The following is a 19,832-nucleotide window of genomic DNA, read 5'->3' on the forward strand; positions in this document are numbered from 1 at the left end:
GGAACGCACGCCTAATCCCCACGCTTGGAGCGAAGGGGATTTTTTTGTACCACCACACAAACCATTGAGAGGACACCATGAACATGGGCGATACTCCAACACAGACAATGACCGGGGCGCAGGCCATCGTCGCGAGCCTGGAAGCACTGGGCGTGACCGACATTTTCGGTATGCCAGGTGGCGCGATCTTGCCGACTTACGACCCGCTCATGGATTCATCCATGCGTCACATTCTGGTTCGACATGAACAAGGAGCAGGACACGCCGCCGAGGGGTACGCCTTGGCGACTGGAAAAGTGGGCGTTGCGATCGTGACGTCCGGGCCGGCAGCAACCAACACATTGACTGCACTGGCTGATGCCAACATGGACTCTGTTCCGATCGTCGTCATTACAGGCCAGGTCGGTGCCTCCATGATCGGCACTGACGCATTCCAGGAAGCAGACATCGTGGGCGCATCCATGCCGCTCACCAAGCACTCATTCCTGGTGACGGACGCGCAGGAAATCCCCTCGCTGATCGCTGAAGCATTCCACATCGCATCGACCGGGCGGCCAGGCCCCGTCCTCGTCGACGTGACAAAATCTGCCCAAAACGCACAGATGAAATTTTCGTGGCCACCGGCATTCGACCTGCCGGGCTACAGGCCTGCCGCTAAGCCGCACAAGAAGCAGGTGCGCGCAGCAGCGGCTGCCATTGCGACAGCTCAAGCTCCAGTTCTGTACGTCGGCGGTGGCGTGATCCGCTCGCGCAGTTCCGAGGCGCTGGCAGAACTGGTGGAAGCGACCAACGCGCCAGTGGTGACCACACTGACCGCGCGCGGCGCATTCCCCGACTCGGATCAGCACTGCCTGGGAATGCCGGGAATGCACGGAACGGTCGCAGCGGTGGGAGCCTTGCAGCGTGCCGACCTCGTTGTTTCTCTGGGTGCACGGTTCGATGACCGCGTGACAGGAAACCTCGACTCCTTCGCGCGTCGCGCACGTGTGATCCACGTAGACATCGATGCTGCGGAGATCTCCAAGAACCGAGTGGCAGACATTCCCATCGTGGGCGATCTGGCAGCGACCCTGCCTCGCCTGACGGCTGCCGTCAAGGCTGTACAGGACGCCAGTAAACCTGCCGACCTGGGCGGGTGGTGGCGCTACCTCAACAGGCTGCGCGACACTTACCCGATGGGGTGGACTGAACCGGAAGACGGGCGCCTTGCCCCGCAGGGCGTGATCTCGCGCCTGTCAGCTCACGCACCTGATGCCATCTTCACTACCGGCGTGGGGCAACACCAGATGTGGGCGGCGCAGTTCCTCACACTCGACAAGCCTCACCACTTCATTTCCTCCAGCGGACTGGGAACAATGGGCTACTGCATTCCAGCCGCAATGGGAGCGCAGGTCGGACAACCCGACACGGTGGTGTGGGCAATTGACGGCGACGGATCATTCCAGATGACCAACCAGGAGCTCGCCACCTGCGTGGTGAACCGGATCCCGATCAAGATTGCCCTGATCAACAACTCGGTGCTGGGCATGGTGCGGCAGTGGCAGTCGCTGTTCTATTCGAAACGCTATTCGAATACCGACCTCAACCCCGACGAGGGTGACCAGGTTCCGAACTTCGTGGCACTGGCGAAAGCCTACGGCCTCGAAGCACGGACCGTGCGAACCGAGGACGAGGTGGACGAAGCGATCGACTGGGCAATGTCAATCAATGATCGACCTGTCTTACTGGACTTCAGGGTGTCGCGAGATTCGATGGTGTGGCCGATGGTCGCAGCCGGAGTTTCAAACGACGACATCATGTACGCCAAGGACATGGCCCCGAACTGGGAAACGGAGGACTGACCGATGGGACACTTGCGAACCTTGTCAGTGCTGGTGGAAAACAAGCCGGGCGTCCTCACCCGAGTGGCAGCACTTTTTGCCCGCCGCGCATTCAACATTCAATCCCTGGCAGTGGGGGAAACCGAACACCCGAAGATTTCCCGCATGACGATCATCGTTGAAGCCGATGGTCTGCCGTTTGAACAGATCACCAAGCAGCTCAACAAGCTGATCAACGTCATCAAAGTCGTTGAACTTGAGCCAGATTCCAGCGTGGAGCGCCGACTCATGCTGATTAAGGTGCGCACGCATGGTGCACACCGCACCCCCGTGCTCGAAGTGGTCGATTTGTTCCGTGCTCACGTTGTTGACGTCCAGCCGGAATCGGTGGTGATCGAATCCATTGGATCTGGTCAGAAGCTCGACGCCCTCGTGCGCGCACTTGAGCCATTTGGCATCACAGAAATCGTTCAATCAGGCGCTGTCGCCATTGGCCGCGGTCAACGCTCAATCACAGATCAACTCAAGGAGATTTAGAACAATGGCTGAAATCATCTATGACGACGGAGCAGATTTGTCGCTGATCCAGTCCAGGAAGGTCGCCATCATCGGATACGGCTCTCAAGGACATGCTCACGCCCTGAACCTGAAAGATTCCGGCGTTGACGTGGTGGTGGGACTTCGCCCTGGCTCATCCTCGTGGGACAAGGCCGAAAAGGCAGGCCTGAAAGTAGAGGACGTTCCCGAAGCTGTCAAGGAAGCGGACGTCGTCATGATTCTGGTCCCCGACCAGGTCCAGCGCACCGTTTACGCAGAGCAGATCGAGCCGAACCTGAAGGAAGATGCGGCACTGTTCTTCGCACACGGCTTCAACATCCGCTTCGGCTACATCGACCCGGGCAAGAACCATGACGTGTGTATGGTTGCGCCCAAGGGCCCTGGCCACACTGTTCGCCGCCAGTTCGTTGACGGCAAGGGCGTTCCAGCTGTTGTCGCAGTGGAAAACGACGCGTCGGGCAACGCATGGGATCTGACTCTGGCATACGCCAAGGGCCTGGGTGCCACCCGCGCCGGCGTCATCAAGACGACCTTCACCGAAGAAACCGAAACCGACCTGTTCGGTGAGCAGAGCGTGCTGTGCGGTGGCGTCTCGCACCTGATCCAGGCCGGCTTCGAAACCCTCGTTGAGGCCGGCTACCAGCCTGAAATCGCCTACTTCGAGGTGTGCCATGAGATGAAGCTGATCGTCGACCTCATTAACGAGGGCGGCATCACAAAGCAGCGTTGGTCGTGCTCTGACACAGCTGAGTACGGTGACTACGTGTCCGGTCCGCGAGTGATCGGCCCGCAGGTCAAAGAAGCGATGAAAGAGGTGTTGGCGGACATTCAAAACGACTCCTTCGCGCACCGATTCATTGCTGACCAGGAAGCGGGCGGCCAGGAGTTCAAGGCACTGCGTGCCGAGGAAGAAAGCCACCCGATTGAAAAGACCGGTCAGGAACTGCGCCGCAAGTTCGGATGGGCGTCCGTTGACGAGGACTACACGGACGGCTCAGCAGCTCGCTGATCTTTCAGTTGATGACCGTGAGCCGGGGGTGGCACCGAACAGGTGCCACCCCCGGTCTATGCGTAGGCCTTCATGACCACCATGTGCGGAGCACAGTGTCCGCCATGTGGGCCGCTCATTCGCATGGTGGACGAGGAGCCGTGAGCGCAGATGGAAGCGACACAATGAAGCCATGACACGGTTGAAATTAGCTGTAATTCCCGGAGATGGCATCGGGCGCGAAGTTGTGCCGGAAGCACTGCGCGCACTGGAGGCCGCACTTGCTGGCTCAGGTACACACATTGACACCACCGACTTTGACCTGGGCGCCCATCGCTACCACTCCACTGGTGAGATTCTCACCGACGAGGACCTTGCCCGGATCGATGATTCCGATGCGATCGTTTTGGGCGCAGTGGGCGACCCGTCAGTGCCCTCAGGCGTGCTGGAACGCGGTTTACTGTTGAAGCTGCGCTTCAGCCTGGATCACTACGTCAACTTGCGTCCCTCGCTGTACTACCCAGGAGTTGCAACCCCCCTGGCCGATCCCGGCACCGTTGATTTCACTGTCGTGCGCGAGGGGACAGAAGGCCTGTACTGCGGAAATGGTGGCGCCATACGTACCGGCACCGACCAGGAAATTGCCACCGAGGTGTCCGTGAACACCGCCTTTGGCGTGCAACGCGTAGTGAAATACGCCTTCGAACAGGCGGCCGTCCGTCCAGCGCACCACCTGACGCTGGTGCACAAGCACAACGTCCTCGTCAATGCCGGGGGACTGTGGCAGCGCACGGTGGAAGAAATCGGCGCACACTACCCGAACGTCACTGTCGACTATGCCCACATCGATGCCGCCACGATCTACATGGTGAACGACCCGGGCCGATTCGATGTCATCGTCACCGACAATCTCTTCGGAGATATCCTGACCGACCTTGCCGGCGCGGTAACCGGTGGAATCGGCTTGGCAGCGTCGGGCAATATCAATCCCGAGGGTACTCACCCCTCCATGTTCGAACCGGTCCACGGATCTGGCCCCGACATCGCCGGGACAGGAAAGGCAGACCCGACAGCTGCGATCGCATCGGTCGGAATGCTGTTGGAACACTTGGGATATCGCGAGGAAGCAGGCGCAGTCCACGATGCCATCGAACGCGACATGCAGCGTCGCGCTGACGCGCAGGCAAGCGGTGAGCAGCTGGTGCGTTCAACAGAACAGATTGGCAGCGATATCGCAGCGCAACTGGCACGCGACTAGGAGGTGTGCCAGTTGCCGTGGGACTGAGGTGAGCGTAGCCCTCGCGCAGCCAGAGTGCGCGCGTTCACGCCGACCACGTGCAGTGGCTCGACCATGCGCAGCTGCGCATTGCGCGCCCGAGACGTCCGCTCGTGCGAAACAGGTCGACATATGGACTGTCATATTGTTCTGCGGTGCAGAGGGATAGGCTGCAGGTAGCGAATGCGAAAGTCAGTGACGATGAGGAGTAACGATGACTATTGAGCATCAGCCCACGCAATTGGAACAAGCAGGTAGCCAGCCGCTTCCGGACGCCGACCGTATTGCTGGGCGCTTCCCGCTCGAAAAGAACACGTCGCCCGCTGATCAGGCAACTTACGACGGCATCATGAAGGACCTCACCTTCGGTCACCGCTTCACTGACCACATGGCACACATGGCGTGGACACCGCAGCAGGGATGGCATGACCGCGAAATCATTCCATTCCGGGATCTGACCGTGTCGCCGGCTGCTGCCGTGTTCCACTACAGCCAGTCCGTCTTCGAAGGACTCAAGGCGTACCGCCATGAGGACGGCTCCGTGTGGACATTCCGCCCCGGATACAACGCTGCGCGCATCAACCATTCCGCTCACCGTCTTGCACTTCCACAGATGGACCGCGAAGACTTCGTGGGCTCGCTCGTAGACTATGTTCGCGCCGACGAAAAATGGGTGCCTGACGTGGAAGGGTCCAGCCTGTATTTGAGACCCTTCATGTTCGCATCTGAGGCGTTCTTAGGCGTCCACTCGGCTTCGCGCATTGACTACTACGTGATTGGATCCCCCTCGGGCCCGTATTTCGTGGGCGGATTCCAACCAGTGTCGATTTGGGTCTCCCGAGGTTTCCACCGCGCAGGCCCGGGCGGAACAGGAAGCGCCAAAGCAGGCGGCAACTACGCTGCTTCACTGCTCCCGCAGCAACTCGCAGGGGAAAAGGGCTTTTCGCAAGTCTGCTTCCTCGACAGTTACGAGGAACGCTATCTGGAAGAACTCGGCGGCATGAACATGTTCGTCGTGATGAGCGACGGACGAGTGTGCACACCTGAACTGACTGGCGTCATTCTGGAAGGCGGCACGCGCTCCGCGATCTGCCAGCTCCTGCGCTCACAGGGCGTGGATGTTGAAGAAAAGCCGATCGCCCTGGACGACCTGGTCAGCGGCATTCAGTCGGGCGCCGTCAGCGAGGTCTTCGCATGTGGAACTGCCGCTGTCGTCACACCCATCGGCCGCCTGGCCAATGATGATTTCGACGTGACGATCCCTGTTGGCCCGGTGACGGAAAAGATCTACCACCAGCTCACCGACATTCAGATGGGACGTGCAGACGACCCGTTCAACTGGACGTACAGGATCTGCTGAAACAGGTGTGATAGTCCATCGGCGGTGTTAATTTGCCGACCACGTAGGAACATCGTACTCTTACGTGGGTAAGCCGTTTTTATGTGAAACAGCGTCATATAAGCACGAGGTTTACCAACTGGCCAAACCGACTGCGACAGATGGAGTTTCAACAGTGAAAGCGGCTTCGTGGACACCAGCTGCATGCCTGAGCACACTCACGTGTGCCCTCGTCATGACGGTCACCGGGTGCGCCAACATTGCGACAGTACCCGAATCCGATGCCAGCGCATGCGACATGCCGCCAGCCTCCACCCAAGCCCGCGACTTTGACTTGTCGGAATCAGTTCAGGCCAATCTGCCCGACCCGCTACAGCTCAAGGGGCCAACAACCGCGTACACGCGAAGCGACCAGATCATCCCAATTTCCGACGATCCAACCAGCTCACAGACATTGCCTGCCACCGTGACCAGTGATGACGGTGCGCGCCAGACGGTTACGGACACCACGCGCATTCTTGCCCTGAACAATAACGGCGGACTCGCGTCCATCGTGTACGCGCTCGGATTTGGATGCCAGCTGGTCGGCAGGGACACGGCCACGGCGATCCCCGGCCTCGACAATCTGCCACAAGTCACGCGAAACGGGCACGAACTCAACGCCGAATCCATCCTGGCGCTGCACCCCTCGGTCATCATTACCGACGACAATATCGGACCGCGACAGGTCCACGAGCAGCTACGCGACACGGGCATCCCCGTCGTGTTCATACCTGACGTGCACGAGGGCGGCCTTGACGCTGTCGGTACTCAAATCAAAGCGGTGGCCGATGCTCTGGGTGTCCACGAGCTGGGTGCTCAGCTGGCTACGCGCACCGACCAGGAAATTGCGAACGCACGCCAGGCAGTTGCTTCCATTGCTCCTACTGATTCGTCGGCACGGCCACGCGCCGCATTCCTGTATATGCGCGGTCCCAAAATCTACGACTGGTTCGGCCAGAATTCAGGAGCCGACGCGCTGATTGAAGCACTGGGAGCGACCGACGTGGCAACGGAAGTGGGGTTCGAAGGATCCCAACCTACCAATGCTGAAGCGCTGGTGCAGGCGGCTCCAGACGTGATCGTGACGATGACACTGTCCATTGCGTCGGTTGGCGGGCTAGATGCGATGTTGAAATTGCCCGGCATTGCACAGACACCTGCCGGGCAGAATCGCCGCATCATCGACATGTCTGACTACGAGGTCATGACGTGGGGGCCGCGAACGGCTGATGTGATCGTGGCGTTAGGGCAGGCACTGTATGATCCGGAGCGCGCGTACCTTCCTGACCATAAGCCAGCCATTGTTCAAAAACGCCTCGATGAGATGGCGGCGCGCACAGGGCAACACGGCGGCGCTGGAACAGGGCGCGGTCACGGCGGACAAAGCGGTGCGCGTCAGTGACAACTGCCCGACCCCGCACCCTCATCGTCTTCACCGTGATGACCGCTCTACTGGTCATCACGGTGCTCGTGTCTGCGGCGCTCGGCCAACTCGTCATTCCCTTCGACCAAGTCCTCGGATCCGTTACTCATAAAATCGGCTTGCCGTGGTTTCCTGCACCCACCCACCCATTCGGTGATGAAGCCCTGTGGAACGTGCGCTTTCCTCGCATCGCGATGAGCATCCTGGTGGGAATCTCGCTGGCGGTCGCTGGCGCGTTGATGCAGGGCATATTTGGCAACCCGTTGGCCGAGCCTGGAACAGTGGGTGTCTCCTCTGGAGCAGCGGTTGGTGCCGCACTGTCGGTCATCGCCGGATGGACATTCCTGGGGCCTCTCACCACACCGACGCTGGCATTCGTCGGCGGGCTGATCACCACATTCATCGTCTATGTCATGTCTCGACACGAAGGACGCACCGAAGTCGTGACGTTGATTTTGATGGGCGTCGCCGTCAACGCGGTCGCCGGAGCGATCATCTCATTCATCGTTTTTCGCGCGCCCACATCCGCCCGTGAACAGATCGTGTTCTGGCAGATGGGGTCCATCGCCGGTGCGTGCTGGCAGCAAGTCACCCTCGTCGCACCCCTGTGCGTGATCGGCACGCTCATCGCATTCGCTTTGTCTCGTCAGCTCGACATTCTTTCACTGGGGGAGCGGGCGGCCCGGCATGTCGGTGTCAACGTCGAGCGTCTGCGCATGATCGCGATGACACTGGTAGCACTGCTGGTTTCGTGCGCCGTCGCATTCAACGGCATCATCGCCTTCGTCGGGCTGGTCGTGCCGCACTTCATCCGCATGCTTATCGGCCCCTCTCATGGGCTCCTGCTGCCCGCAAGCGCGCTGGGCGGCGCACTCCTGATGGTCAGCGCGGACTTTTGTGCCCGCACACTCATCGCCTACGCCGACCTGCCGATCGGCATGCTCACGTCACTGGTCGGAGGGCCCTTCTTTTTCTACCTGCTCAGGCGCTCACGTTCGCGATCAGGAGGCTGGGCATGAGAACCTGGCGATCCCTGCTTTCACGCGACTCTGACCTGCCCGATCAGCCAGATCCCCACACACCGCTCATCGACGCGCAGGACGTCACGGTGACAATCGATGAGCACACCATCCTCGATCACGTCAGTGTGCGCGTATTCCCCGGCGAGGTGGTCGCCCTCGTCGGTCCCAACGGAGCGGGAAAATCAACCCTGCTGTCTGTGCTGAGCGGAGATCGCGCTCCACAGTCAGGGACAATTCGCGTCGCGCAACGCCCCATCAGGGAATGGAACGCGGTGGAACTGGCACAGCGACGCTCAGTGCTCCTGCAACGTATCGACATCGCGTTCCCCTTTACTGTCGTGGACGTTGTGCGCATGGGGCGGGCATTGTGGGCCGGCACCTCCAAGGAAAACGAGGACGAGGCAACAGTCAGCGCAGTTCTGAGGAAAGTTGATATCGAGGCGCTGCGCGAGCGCACCTACCCTTCACTGTCAGGTGGTGAACGAGCCAGAGCAGCATTTGCCCGCATTATGGCGCAGGCCAGTCCTCTCATGCTGCTCGACGAGCCAACGGCGGCGATGGACATCCGACATCAGGAACTCGTCCTCAGGCTGGCACGCGACTATGCGCAGACGGGCTGCGGTGTTGTCATTGTGCTGCATGCATTGGATGCTGCAGCCGCATATGCGGACCGAGTGATCCTGCTGCACGACGGCACAGTGGACTGCTCAGGGCCGCCCGCTGACGTACTCACGTCTGAGCGTCTGACACGCGTGTACCAGCACCCCATCGACGTATTTGACCACCCTCACACGCACACTCCGGTGATCACGCCACGACGACACTATGCTGAATAAGGCATACCTCAGTTGTGAGGAGAGGTAGTAGAAGAGATGAACAGAAAACACGTAGTTATTGCGGTGTCGTGGATGTCGGCGCTTGCGCTCGCAGGCGTGTATATCTGCAGCGGGTACGCCATCGATGCTGTCATCGAGTCGGGGCCGCTGGGCTGGGGACTATGGGCCACTGCCGCTATCTGCGCTCTCATCACGGGCGTGAGCGCGTGGGCAGCATCGCGTCTTGCGGGGCACAGCGTCGGCGCTATTGAAAAGGAATACCGTCACCGCATCGTGGATCATGTCTTCGCGCGCGGTCCGGCTGAACGCTCACGCGAGCGCACAGGCCGAATCGTCAACTCAGCAACCGACGGCGTGGAACGCGTGGCTAACTATCGCGGCACGTTTATCGGTCCGATGATTGCTTCTCTTGCGACGCCGATTCTGATCGTCGTCGTCATCGCGATTGCCATCGACTGGGTGGCGGCGCTGATTTTGGCACTGGCCATCCCGATCGTGCCGCTTGCCATCGGCGCATTTCGAGCCGCATTCAAACCCGTCTCGTCTCGTTACCGTTCGGCAGCGCGTTCGCTCGCAGCAGCTGAACTCGATGCTATTCAAGGCCTGTCAGCGCTGACACTGATGAATGCCGGCGCGGCAATGGGCCGCCACCTGGCTGACCAATCAGAGAAAGTGCGCCGCAGGGTCATGCGATACCTGGCAGCAAATCAGCTGGTCCTGTTCGTAATGGACGCCGTCTTTTCGTTGGGGATCATCACGGGAGCAGCCTTGCTGGGAACGTGGCGGGCTGGCAGCGGAGCAATCAGCGTGGGCCAGGCTATAGCGCTGGTCCTGCTGTCCACCATCATGTTAGATCCGTTGGATCGGGTCGGTCAGTTCTTCTATGTCGGCATGGGCGGAATGGCCTCACAACGCGAGATCAAGCGCCTGACCAGTGAGCCTGTGGCGGTCAGCGACGCGGCAGATGCGATCGACCCGGATGCGCACGGCGTGGCGCAGCGAGGTGCGGGTGATGCGGTGCGGCGAGGTGCGGGTGACGTGACTCGCGGTTCGGATAGCGAAGAAATTTCCGGAAGCACGGGCGGCACGAGCGGCGCCACCATCGACATCGACCGCGTAAACTTCGCCTACCAGAAAGGTGTCAACGTCCTCACGGATGCTTCACTGCACATCGGAGCCGGTCAGCATGTCGTACTGACCGGGCCATCAGGAGCAGGAAAAACCACACTCGCCACCCTCATATGCGCCAACCGTCGGCCCGACAGCGGATCGATTCGCATCAACGGACACGACCTGACCGACGTGACACTGCAGTGGATTCGACGCCACATCACCACCGTCGAGCAGGAAACCTACCTGTTTACCGGCACGCTGCGCGACAACCTGCTGATCGCAAACCCACACGCCACCGACCAGGACCTCCGCCGCGCACTCGACGCGGCCCGCCTCACGCAGACACTGGAGCGCCTGCCCTACGGCCTAGACACGGAAGTGGGAGAGCGTGGCCTGGCCCTATCGGGTGGGGAAGCGCAACGCGTCGCGATTGCGCGCGCACTGCTCAAGGATGCTCCGATCCTGATCTTGGATGAGCCGACCGCTCACGTGGACCTGAACAGTGAGCACGAGATCCTGCAGGCGCTCGCCCACCTCACCCAGGGGCGCACAACGCTGACCATTTCGCACAGACGCAACACGATCGACCAGTCAGGACGACGCATCACGATGTGCGACGGACAGCTGACCGACGGGAAGGCGGCATCCCGATGAACGAATCACGCTGGAAGACCTCTGCCAGACTGATCAACGTGGCACGCCCTGTCATGGCACCGTTGGGCATCTCGATCACGGCGCGCGTGATCGGAATGGTGCTGCACGTGGCGCAGTACGCAACAGCAGGGTGGGTGATTGGCAAGATTGCCTCCGATATCTCCACGATGCCGCTGCTGACCGTGGCAGTGGTGCTCGTTGTCCTGTCGCTGAGCAAAGCGCTGATGCGCTACCTCGAGCAATTCAGCGGGCACTGGGTCGCATTCCGCTCCCTCGCATTGCTTCGAGGCTACTTTTACGATCGCCTCGAACCGCAAGCTCCTGCGCGCACCGAAAGCGAAGACTCAGGCGACCTTCTTTCACGAGTCACCAAGGACATTGACCGGATCGAAGTGTTCTTTGCGCACACCCTCGCTCCCGGCTTGAGCGCCATTATCTGCCCCGTGATCGTCCTGGCCTATCTGGGATGTGCGGTTTCATGGTGGGCAGTCTTGGCGCTCGCTCCGTTCCTGGTGGCCGTCAGCATAGTCGTCCCGCAGCTGGGGGTGCGTACCACCAGTGACGCTGCACGCACCATTCGAGCGACCCGAGGTGACCTGTCCCAGCACGTCACGGACACCGTCCAGGGCGTGCGCGAGATCCTGACCTTCGCGAACGAGGCCGAGCGGCACCGCACGATGCGACAGCTCGAAGATACGATCGATGAGGCTCAGCGGCGCACAACGTCGGTGGTGGCGCTGCGACGCGGGTTGAATCAGACTCTCGTCGCGCTCGCCTTGATCGTCCAACTGGCTGTCCTCGCGTCATTGGCGAGGGCGGGCGCAGTGAGCATGGCTCAGATGTGCATGGCGCTGGGCGTCACCTTGGCATCCTTTGCTCCGGCACTGGCAGTCGAAGACTTCATGGCTGATCTGGACCAGGCCTTCGCATCGGCGCGCCGCATCTTCGCTATCACCGAGCGTGCCCCGCTGGTGCGAGAACCTGACAGCAGCCAGGTGCGAGACGGTGACGTGAGCGGAAAAGACATGATCGCACTGGATGGTGTCTCATTTGCCTACCCGCCGCGCCCGAGCGCAGCAGGACCATCCCCGCAGGTTCTCCACAATGTCACGGTGTCGATTCCGGCCGGAAGAGTCACCGCAATCGTCGGGTCGAGCGGATCTGGGAAGTCAACGATCGCACGGCTCATTGACCGCATGTGGGACCCCGATCAGGGCGTAGTCAGCATTGGTGGGGCGGATGTGCGTACCGTGACGCGCCACCATCTACGTTCCATTGTCGTGTTCGCCCCGCAGACCCCGTATGTGTTCAATATGAGTGTGCGTGAGAACCTGCTGCTCGCCTGTCCCGATGCCAGTGATGAGGATCTGCAGCGTGTGTGCCGCCAGGTGGGCCTGGATCAGTGGCTGGCCAGCGAACCGGATGGTATGAACACCCGGATCGGAGAGATGGGCCAGCGCATTTCTGGTGGTCAGCGTCAACGCGTCGCCCTCGCCCGCGCACTTCTGGCTGGCGCACCGATTACTATCCTTGACGAGGCGACCTCACAACTCGACAGCGCTACCGAAGCCGTGGTGCTCGATGGCATTCGCGAAGCAACAGCTGGGCGCACACTGATCATCATTGCTCACCGGATCTCCACAATTCGCGGCGCCGACCGAATCATCGTGGTCGACGATGGGCATGTGGCGCAGATCGGCACATATGATGAGCTTGCAGTTCAGGACGGGCCATTTGCCCGCCTTCTGCAACGCGAACGCGAGGGCGAGTCGGCCACAGTGCGGGAAAGTGATTAAGATCGGTTAGAAGTACACGACTGAATCGTCGCGAGCGGGTCGTGCGGCATGCGCGACCAGGATTGTGGTGCGCACAGCGATGCGCACATGCGAGGAGCCACGTTTTATGGAGCGTCTTACAGGCTGGAAGAAAAACGACGCGTGGGGGTCAACCGACGCGATCCCGAATTTCCTGGGCTCGGAACGCTCTGAGTCGCCTGTGTCAGAAGTGTGGTTCGGTGATCATATCGACGGTCCGACGTCGCTGAATGAGAGCGGCATAATCCTTCGCGACCTCATCGATCAGGATCCCACTGCCATGCTGGGCGACGGGTTGCTGTACTCATTCGGACCGCGTCTGCCTTTCCTGATGAAACTCATCGCGCCGGCAGAAGCCCTGTCACTGCAGGTGCACCCAACGAAGGAGCTCGCACGCGAAGGGTATATTCGCGAAGATGTTCTAGGCATTGAGCGCACAGCCGCAGATCGCACCTACCGCGACATGAACCACAAGCCGGAAATGATTTATGCTCTCACCGACTTTGAGGCGCTTGTGGGCTTTCGAGTCCCACGTAAGGCGCGCCGGTTGCTGGATGGTCTGGAAGGCATGGTTGCCGATTCTCTGCGCAAGCGTCTCAGACTCGCTACCGTGCGATCTGGGCTCAAGATGCTGATCGGCTGGCTTTTTGATGAGGACTCTCCGGTGACGGCCGAGGGAGTGTCAGAATTTGCCGCATCATGCGCGCAGCGCCTGGAGCGCGGCACGTCTCCGTCCCGACGCACCGATGAGATGGTGACGCGGTTGGCCGCCAAGTACGTGGGTGACCCCGGTATCATCGTCGCATTCCTGATGAATCCAGTGTCGTTGCGTCCCGGTGAGGCCGTCTATATTCCACCTCGCCAGATCCACTCCTACCAGTCGGGATTGGGGATAGAGGTCATGGCGTCCTCTGACAATGTGGTGCGCGCGGGCCTGACCCGCAAGTATGTCGATAGCGCTCAACTGGTGGAAATTGCCGAGTTTTCTGCGTTGCCGCCCATTCGCGTTGCTGCCGAGCACCCCAGTGACACGACCGACACATTCCTGGCACCGGCCCAGGAATTCTCCCTGTCTGTCACCACTCTTCCCGGCACAACGCCCGGCACGCGCGACGCTGCAGGCGAGCCCGTACAGGCCACTGCGCCAGGTCCAGTTCTGATCCCAGGGGAGGGACCGCGCATCTTGATGTGCTTGGACGGCAGCGTTGATGTCATGACCACTGCTCCGCGCGCCCACTCAGCTGCTCACGTGACCATGACGTGTGGTCAAAGCGTCTTCGTCGGTGCATGCGAGAAGGACATTTACGCCAGCGGACACGGCCAGCTCATCCAGTGCGCCACGCCGTAAACATCTCCCGAAGAAAGTAGAGGGGGAGACGGCCGCTCGATGTAGGCAACGTTAGTTGTCAATTTCGCATTTTGGTGAGTATTTCAGCTGCCGGGCACAGCCATATCTACAATTTTCTGAGCTCCAAGTAAACGGGTTTCTGAAGGCTCTTAATTGGAAGCGAAGCGAACAAAGCCAAAGTGTGGTGTATAAGTCGTAGATTTTGGTCGCCAGTAAATCGGAAAATCAAGAGCGGGAGGTTTTGTTGTTGCGCTAGGGGTAGCTGTAGCACAGGAATTCGAGTAATTGTCGTTTACTTACTTTCGTAGTGTTTATTAGCTATTAGATGTAGTGAAGAACAGAATGAGCAACGACCTCCTCGTTATACTGGTGACATGGATCAGAAAGGTCGGCGCCGCCCCGTTTTGGCAGATGTCGCGCGCCGAGCTGGTGTTTCGCAGTCCACTGCGTCACGCGCGCTGAGCGCTAAGGCTTCATTAATCTCGACAGCCACGCAGCAGCGAGTGAAAAAAGCTGCGAAAGAGCTTGGATACCAGACGAATCCGATTGCTAGATCGTTACGCCTATCAAAGACTTCGGTGATTGGAATGATTGTTCCATCCATCTCAAATCCATTTTTCACAAGGTTAGTTGAGGAAGTTGAACACGTCTTATACGAGAATAACTACTACCTATATCTGTCGGATTCCCGTCGAAACTTGGATACAGAGGCGCGCCTATTAAGGGCTTTTGAGTCTGGATCAGTTGACGGTGTACTGATCGTTCCTTGTCATGAAGTAAAGTCTGCTCCATCAATTGCTGATTTCACATCCGGTATCCCTCTGATTCAGCTAGATCGTCCCACGACATGCACGAAGTTTTCGGGTGTTGGTATTGATGAACGCCAATCTATGTTCTCTGTCATCAAGCACCTCAAAGACTCAGGTGCTAAGACGATCGGCGTTGTCACCAGCAAGGAAACTGAGCTTACATCAATGCTGAGGCTGAAAGAGACTGAAGAAGCCTGTCGCTTTTATGACGTTTGTCTGCCTAGGAAACTTATTGTTGAGGGAGAACATTCAATTAGTGGCGGAGCGGAAGCTGTTGAGACTTTGCTTGCATCGAATTTGTTTCCAGATGCGTTGGTTTGTTTCAGCGATCTGCTGTCAGTAGGCGCAATAAAACAATTGAAGGATCAGGGAATTGGCGTTCCCGAGGACGTCCTTGTCACTGGTTTTGATGATACGCCTTTTGCTGAGTTATTCAGACCGTCCTTAACAACGGTTCGCCAGCCTGTTGAGCGGATGGCGCGCACGGCCGTATCGATGCTCCTAGAAGCTTCTAGCAGTGTGAGTCACTATCGATTGCCTGGACGGCTGATAAGACGTGAATCAACGCTGCTAGAAGCTTCGTATCAGGATTGATGCCAAGAAAATGTGAGCTAGTAGGCTAGACCTATCGGCTGGTCTCCCAACGTAGCTTCGAGTGGATCGACAACTTCGAAGTTGTTCGCTTTATAGGCTTCATAGTCGAAGTTCTCGCACTCGAGATACCCTATGTGGTGATATTCGTAGAATCCAGGCCAGTTTTCGTAGCCGGATCCCAGCTCGGCTTCAAGGAAGGCGTCGGCCATCGCCATACCCAGTGGGGCACCGATGTAAAAAGCGCCCATTGCAAGCAAGTTTGCATTGTTAGCTGCAGCCGCTCTCAAGGCAGCTGGAACGCTTTCGGCAACCGCGGCGTGGACATGCGGCACTTTTGATGCTGCGATATGGATGCCCATACCTGTTCCGCAAAACGCAAGGGCTTTGGCAAAGTTTCCCTCGGCGAGTTCTGCGCCAAGACGGAACCCTACCCTGTGGTACATAGGAAGATTTTCATCGTTAGGCGTGATGTCGACGACTTCCCAGCCGCGCTCGTGCAAGTGATCTGCAACAGCGCTTTTGAGCGGGAATCCTGCGAAATCGGCTCCGACTACGACTTGTTTTTCAGCGGACATGGTCTATTCTTCTTTCTTCATTGGTTTACGTATCTTGCGAAGCTTTGTACTGTTCAGAGAAATGACGGCAAGCAATACTGCTCCCCAGATGAGCGGTCTGTAGAAGTTGGAAATACCTGAGAACATGTTCAGACCTGATGAGAGCATCTGCAGGATGCCGATCGCAACAATTACGCCTAGTAAACGGCCTTTCCCGCCATTCGGATCGACACCCCCCAGCACGACTATGAGCACGGTCAATAGTGTGTAGGTGGCTCCATAGTCAGCCTTGGCTGAGTTGTAATTGGCCAGCATCACGATGCCGGCGACTGCTGCCATGAGTCCCGATGTGACATAGGTCCTGAGAAGTAGACTCTTCACCTCTAGCGCCGAGAATACGGCAGCAGTCTCATTTGTCCCGATCATTAGTATTTTCTTGCCGAATCCGGTTAATCCCAACAAAAAGCCCATAATGAGTGCACATACCACGAATATCAACAAGGAAACAGGAATAACACCGAATAACTTGAAAGAAAAGACTTGGCCAAACGCCTTAGGCAGCCCGGAGATTGGCTTTCCTGCGGTGAGGATGATCCCGATGCCGCTGAACAGTTCCAAGGTCCCAAGAGTTGCAAGAATTGCAGGAATTCTTACGTAAGCGACGAGAATGCCGTTTAGAAGTCCACACAGCGTTCCAATTACAAGTGCACAACCAAATGCTATGAGAATCGATAGTGTGGCGCTGCCGCCAGAATCCGAAGTTGGCATGACCGAACGCAGGATCAAAGCGGTGCTGATTGCTGTCACGTTGGCGATTCCAACAACAGACAAATCGATTCCTGCTGTCAACATTGTAGCTAGTACGCCCAGAGCCATTAGACCATATTCAGGAAATTGGACTGCCATGGATGTCCACGTGCGAAGGCTCAGAAACGAGTCGGTTCTAATAATCGCGAAGAAAAGACTCACGGCGAGGAAGACTACAAAAAGCCGGGCGATGTACGGATCCTTCTTGAAGAAGTCCTGAACCTTGGTGAGTATGCTTGGAGACTTCATTTCAACCTGCTTCAACATCTCACTCTCCCTCCACTATGCTTGCTTTCCGACGATGTTCTCTCATCACCTGGACAGCGGAAACACCGGTACCAATTACGATGAGCAGTCCAAGAGCAAAGCGCTGCCAGAAGGTAGGAATACCGGTAAGAATCATTGAGTTTTGTACGACAACGATGAGAGACGTTCCCAGAACAACCCCCGTCAGTGAACCCGTGCCGCCGGTAATTGACGTGCCGCCCAACACGACCGCAGCAATAACCATCATTTCCATTCCAAGCAAGTTCGTTGGATGCATCTGGCCCATACCGCACGTACGAGCCATACCAGCCAATGCCGCAATCACGCCGACCAATATGTATAAGACAAACTTGACGCGCCGGACAGTGACACCTGCTCGCACGGCAGCGGCCTCATCTCCTCCGATAGCGTAGAGAGAGCGGCCAAATGTTGTGTATCGGGTAATCACAAATGCTACAAAAAGCACAGCAATTAAAATCAAGATGCTCTTAGGCATTGCGGAAGTAAGACCGCTACTCTTATTTTCCACAATAAATAGTGGTTCACTTCCAAATTCCTTCATTGATGACGGAATATTAGGAATTTGCACAGAATTGAGAGCGCCCTGCATGAAGCCCGAAAAGACGTTTGCCGTTCCTAAGGTGACAATAAGCACTGGAACAGTCAATCGTGAGCAAAACACTCCGTTGAAAGCTCCGAGTAGAGCCCCAAAGACAATGGCAAGTAGAAAAGGAATTGCAATGCCGCCATTGAATGAGTGATCCACCAGAAGGCGAGTGCTTGCGTATACTGCAAGAGACGCTAAAGCCGGAAAAGAAACGTCAATGCCACCTGAGATGAGCACTAGGTGTGCACCGACTCCAAAAAGGCAAGGAACGATTGCGGCATTAATGAGGTCTACGATGTTATTTAGCGTGAAGAACTGACCACTTCGAGCCTGAATAATCACCGCAATCACGCATAATACTAGAAAAACATAAAACTCGTTAGAGCGTTTAAGTTTGTTGAATAGTTTCGTTGTCATGATTCGATCTCCGAAATCTCGTCAGAAATCATAGAATTTAATTCGATCTGAGTTGTGGAATGTGTGTCACAGGACGCGACGATACGCCCCTTTTTCATGACAAGAATTCTGTTACATGTTTCCAAGAGCTCTGGCAAATCGTCAGAAATCATCAGAATTGAAATTCCAGAATCTGCTAAACGCTTGATGAAGGCGTGGATGGTGTACTTCGATCCAATGTCGACGCCCACGGTGGGTCCGTTTAAAATTAGAATCTCAGGGTGGGTAGCGAGCCACTTGGCTAGCACTACTTTTTGTTGGTTTCCGCCTGAAAGAGTATTAACTGCGAAGCTCGGGTCAGGGGTCGCAATAGAAAGTTCCTTAACCCACTCTTTTTCTTCTCGTGCCATTTTTGTCTTGTTAAGAAAACCGAAGTGAGTCGAGAACTTCTCAAGGACGCTGACAACGATGTTCTCTCCAATTGAACGTGTGAGAAAGAGCCCTTCAGAAAGTCGGTCTTCTGGAACGTATGCAATTCCGGCTTCGACTGCGTCGCTTACCGACTTGATTTTCAGGTTCTTCCCTGATACTTCAAGAGATCCACCTGTTACTGGGTCGAGACCAAACAATGCTCTTGCAAGCTCGGTTCGACCTGATCCAAGTAAGCCCGCTACGCCGAGAATCTCTCCCTGGTGTAGGTCAAAAGATATGTCGCGAAAGCTGCCTTGACTAGATAAATTGGATACTTTGAGTGAAATCTTTTCGCTGACGTTGTCCGAGTGAAACTTCTGTTCATCAAAGTCACGGCCAGTCATGTACTTTGAAAAAGACCGTCTGTCAAGTTCTTTGCTTTGGCAGGTGATTATTTTCTCACCGCTTCGAAGAATCGTGAACTTCTCTGCGATTTCGAAAACCTCTTCTAGCTTGTGGGAGACAAACAGAATCGCTATTCCCCGGTGCTTCAAATCGAGAATAAGCTTGAATAGTGTCTTGACTTCGTTTCGTGTGAGCGCAGTAGTAGCCTCATCCATGATGATGAGCTTGGCGTCAGACACAAGAGCTCTGGCGATCGCTATCAGTTGTTTGTCTGCTACTGATAGTTCTGATACTCGAGCGTCTATGTCGAGTGTAATTCCAATTCTCTCGAGAGCTTCTCTTGCAACCTGGCGGATCTCACGAGGTTTCACGATTTTCTTACCAGATGCAATTTGAGCGTTTAGGGCTAAATTTTCAGCAACTGTTAAGTTTGGAAATATCGAGAAGTCTTGGTAAATGACTTGTATTCCGTGCGCGATTGCTTCGCGCGGAGAAATCTTACGGACTTTTTCGGTGCCAAATTCGATAGTACCACTGTCGGGGGAGTGAACGCCTGAAATGACTTTGATCAGAGTTGACTTTCCTGAACCATTTTCTCCGGCAAGGCAGTGTATTTCACCAGGGTATATAGAAAAGTCGATATTTTTAAGGGCCTGTACGCCCTCAAAGGATTTGCATAATTTGTGTAGTGCAACTATTGGATATTCATCCATTACTTGCCCCCTAGATGTAGTGTGAACAACACTTTT

16 protein-coding genes are annotated in these 19,832 nt (G+C 57.0%); 12 read left to right on the plus strand and 4 right to left on the minus strand.

Annotated features, from left to right (window positions below; all coding sequences use genetic code 11):
* The first annotated feature begins 83 nt into the window (after positions 1-83).
* The 12 genes from BN3002_RS01260 to BN3002_RS10690 all read left to right on the plus strand — a co-directional run bounded on the left by BN3002_RS01260 (position 84) and on the right by BN3002_RS10690 (position 15,636).
* On the plus strand, positions 84-1,841 hold the full coding sequence (locus tag BN3002_RS01260) for an acetolactate synthase large subunit (RefSeq protein ID WP_058236827.1): 1,758 nt from the start codon (positions 84-86) through the stop codon (positions 1,839-1,841).
* Positions 1,842-1,844: 3 nt separating this feature from the next.
* A complete protein-coding gene (gene ilvN, locus BN3002_RS01265) occupies positions 1,845-2,357 on the plus strand; it encodes an acetolactate synthase small subunit (RefSeq protein WP_058236255.1) in 513 nt (170 codons plus the stop codon).
* Positions 2,358-2,361: 4 nt separating this feature from the next.
* A complete protein-coding gene (gene ilvC / locus BN3002_RS01270) occupies positions 2,362-3,387 on the plus strand; it encodes a ketol-acid reductoisomerase (protein WP_058236256.1) in 1,026 nt (341 codons plus the stop codon).
* Positions 3,388-3,559: 172 nt separating this feature from the next.
* Positions 3,560-4,624, plus strand: coding sequence for a 3-isopropylmalate dehydrogenase (locus BN3002_RS01275; RefSeq protein WP_058236257.1), 1,065 nt, complete (start codon positions 3,560-3,562; stop codon positions 4,622-4,624).
* Between the two features lie 232 nt (positions 4,625-4,856).
* Positions 4,857-6,002: a branched-chain amino acid aminotransferase gene (locus tag BN3002_RS01280; protein ID WP_058236258.1), complete on the plus strand. Its 1,146-nt coding sequence runs from the start codon at positions 4,857-4,859 to the stop codon at positions 6,000-6,002.
* A 154-nt stretch (positions 6,003-6,156) separates the two neighbouring features.
* Positions 6,157-7,425, plus strand: a complete 1,269-nt coding sequence (locus tag BN3002_RS01285; protein ID WP_074026143.1) for a heme/hemin ABC transporter substrate-binding protein — start codon at positions 6,157-6,159, stop codon at positions 7,423-7,425.
* Entirely contained in the window at positions 7,422-8,465 is a 1,044-nt protein-coding gene (locus BN3002_RS01290; RefSeq protein ID WP_227469049.1) for a FecCD family ABC transporter permease, read from the plus strand. Before BN3002_RS01285 ends, BN3002_RS01290 begins: the two co-directional genes overlap by 4 nt.
* Entirely contained in the window at positions 8,462-9,304 is an 843-nt protein-coding gene (locus tag BN3002_RS01295; RefSeq protein ID WP_058236259.1) for a heme ABC transporter ATP-binding protein, read from the plus strand. Before BN3002_RS01290 ends, BN3002_RS01295 begins: the two co-directional genes overlap by 4 nt.
* Positions 9,305-9,340: 36 nt before the next feature.
* Positions 9,341-11,071 (plus strand): ABC transporter ATP-binding protein/permease, encoded by a 1,731-nt coding sequence (locus tag BN3002_RS01300; RefSeq protein WP_058236260.1) that lies wholly within the window; start codon positions 9,341-9,343, stop codon positions 11,069-11,071.
* Positions 11,068-12,867, plus strand: coding sequence for a thiol reductant ABC exporter subunit CydC (gene cydC / locus BN3002_RS01305; RefSeq protein WP_058236261.1), 1,800 nt, complete (start codon positions 11,068-11,070; stop codon positions 12,865-12,867). Before BN3002_RS01300 ends, cydC begins: the two co-directional genes overlap by 4 nt.
* 106 nt (positions 12,868-12,973) lie before the next feature.
* Complete coding sequence (gene manA / locus BN3002_RS01310; protein ID WP_058236262.1) at positions 12,974-14,233, plus strand: mannose-6-phosphate isomerase, class I; 1,260 nt, start codon at positions 12,974-12,976, stop codon at positions 14,231-14,233.
* A gap of 374 nt (positions 14,234-14,607) precedes the next feature.
* Positions 14,608-15,636 (plus strand): LacI family DNA-binding transcriptional regulator, encoded by a 1,029-nt coding sequence (locus BN3002_RS10690; RefSeq protein ID WP_070725034.1) that lies wholly within the window; start codon positions 14,608-14,610, stop codon positions 15,634-15,636.
* A gap of 17 nt (positions 15,637-15,653) precedes the next feature.
* Here BN3002_RS10690 and BN3002_RS01320 read toward each other — a convergent pair whose 3' ends face one another.
* From BN3002_RS01320 to BN3002_RS01335, 4 genes are read right to left on the minus strand one after another with little or no spacing between them, the layout of a single operon-like run.
* Positions 15,654-16,211, minus strand: coding sequence for an RpiB/LacA/LacB family sugar-phosphate isomerase (locus tag BN3002_RS01320; protein WP_058236264.1), 558 nt, complete (start codon positions 16,209-16,211; stop codon positions 15,654-15,656).
* A 3-nt stretch (positions 16,212-16,214) separates the two neighbouring features.
* A complete protein-coding gene (locus BN3002_RS01325) occupies positions 16,215-17,264 on the minus strand; it encodes an ABC transporter permease (RefSeq protein ID WP_371935761.1) in 1,050 nt (349 codons plus the stop codon).
* Position 17,265: 1 nt separating this feature from the next.
* The gene (locus BN3002_RS01330; protein ID WP_058236265.1) at positions 17,266-18,288 is read right to left on the minus strand and encodes an ABC transporter permease; all 1,023 of its coding nucleotides are present in this window, start codon (positions 18,286-18,288) and stop codon (positions 17,266-17,268) included.
* Complete coding sequence (locus BN3002_RS01335) at positions 18,285-19,796, minus strand: sugar ABC transporter ATP-binding protein (RefSeq protein ID WP_058236266.1); 1,512 nt, start codon at positions 19,794-19,796, stop codon at positions 18,285-18,287. Before BN3002_RS01335 ends, BN3002_RS01330 begins: the two co-directional genes overlap by 4 nt.
* Positions 19,797-19,832 lie beyond the last annotated feature (36 nt).

The sequence above is a fragment of the Actinomyces ihuae genome (genome assembly GCF_001457875.1).
GTDB classification, from domain to species: Bacteria; Actinomycetota; Actinomycetes; order Actinomycetales; family Actinomycetaceae; genus Pauljensenia; species Pauljensenia radingae_A.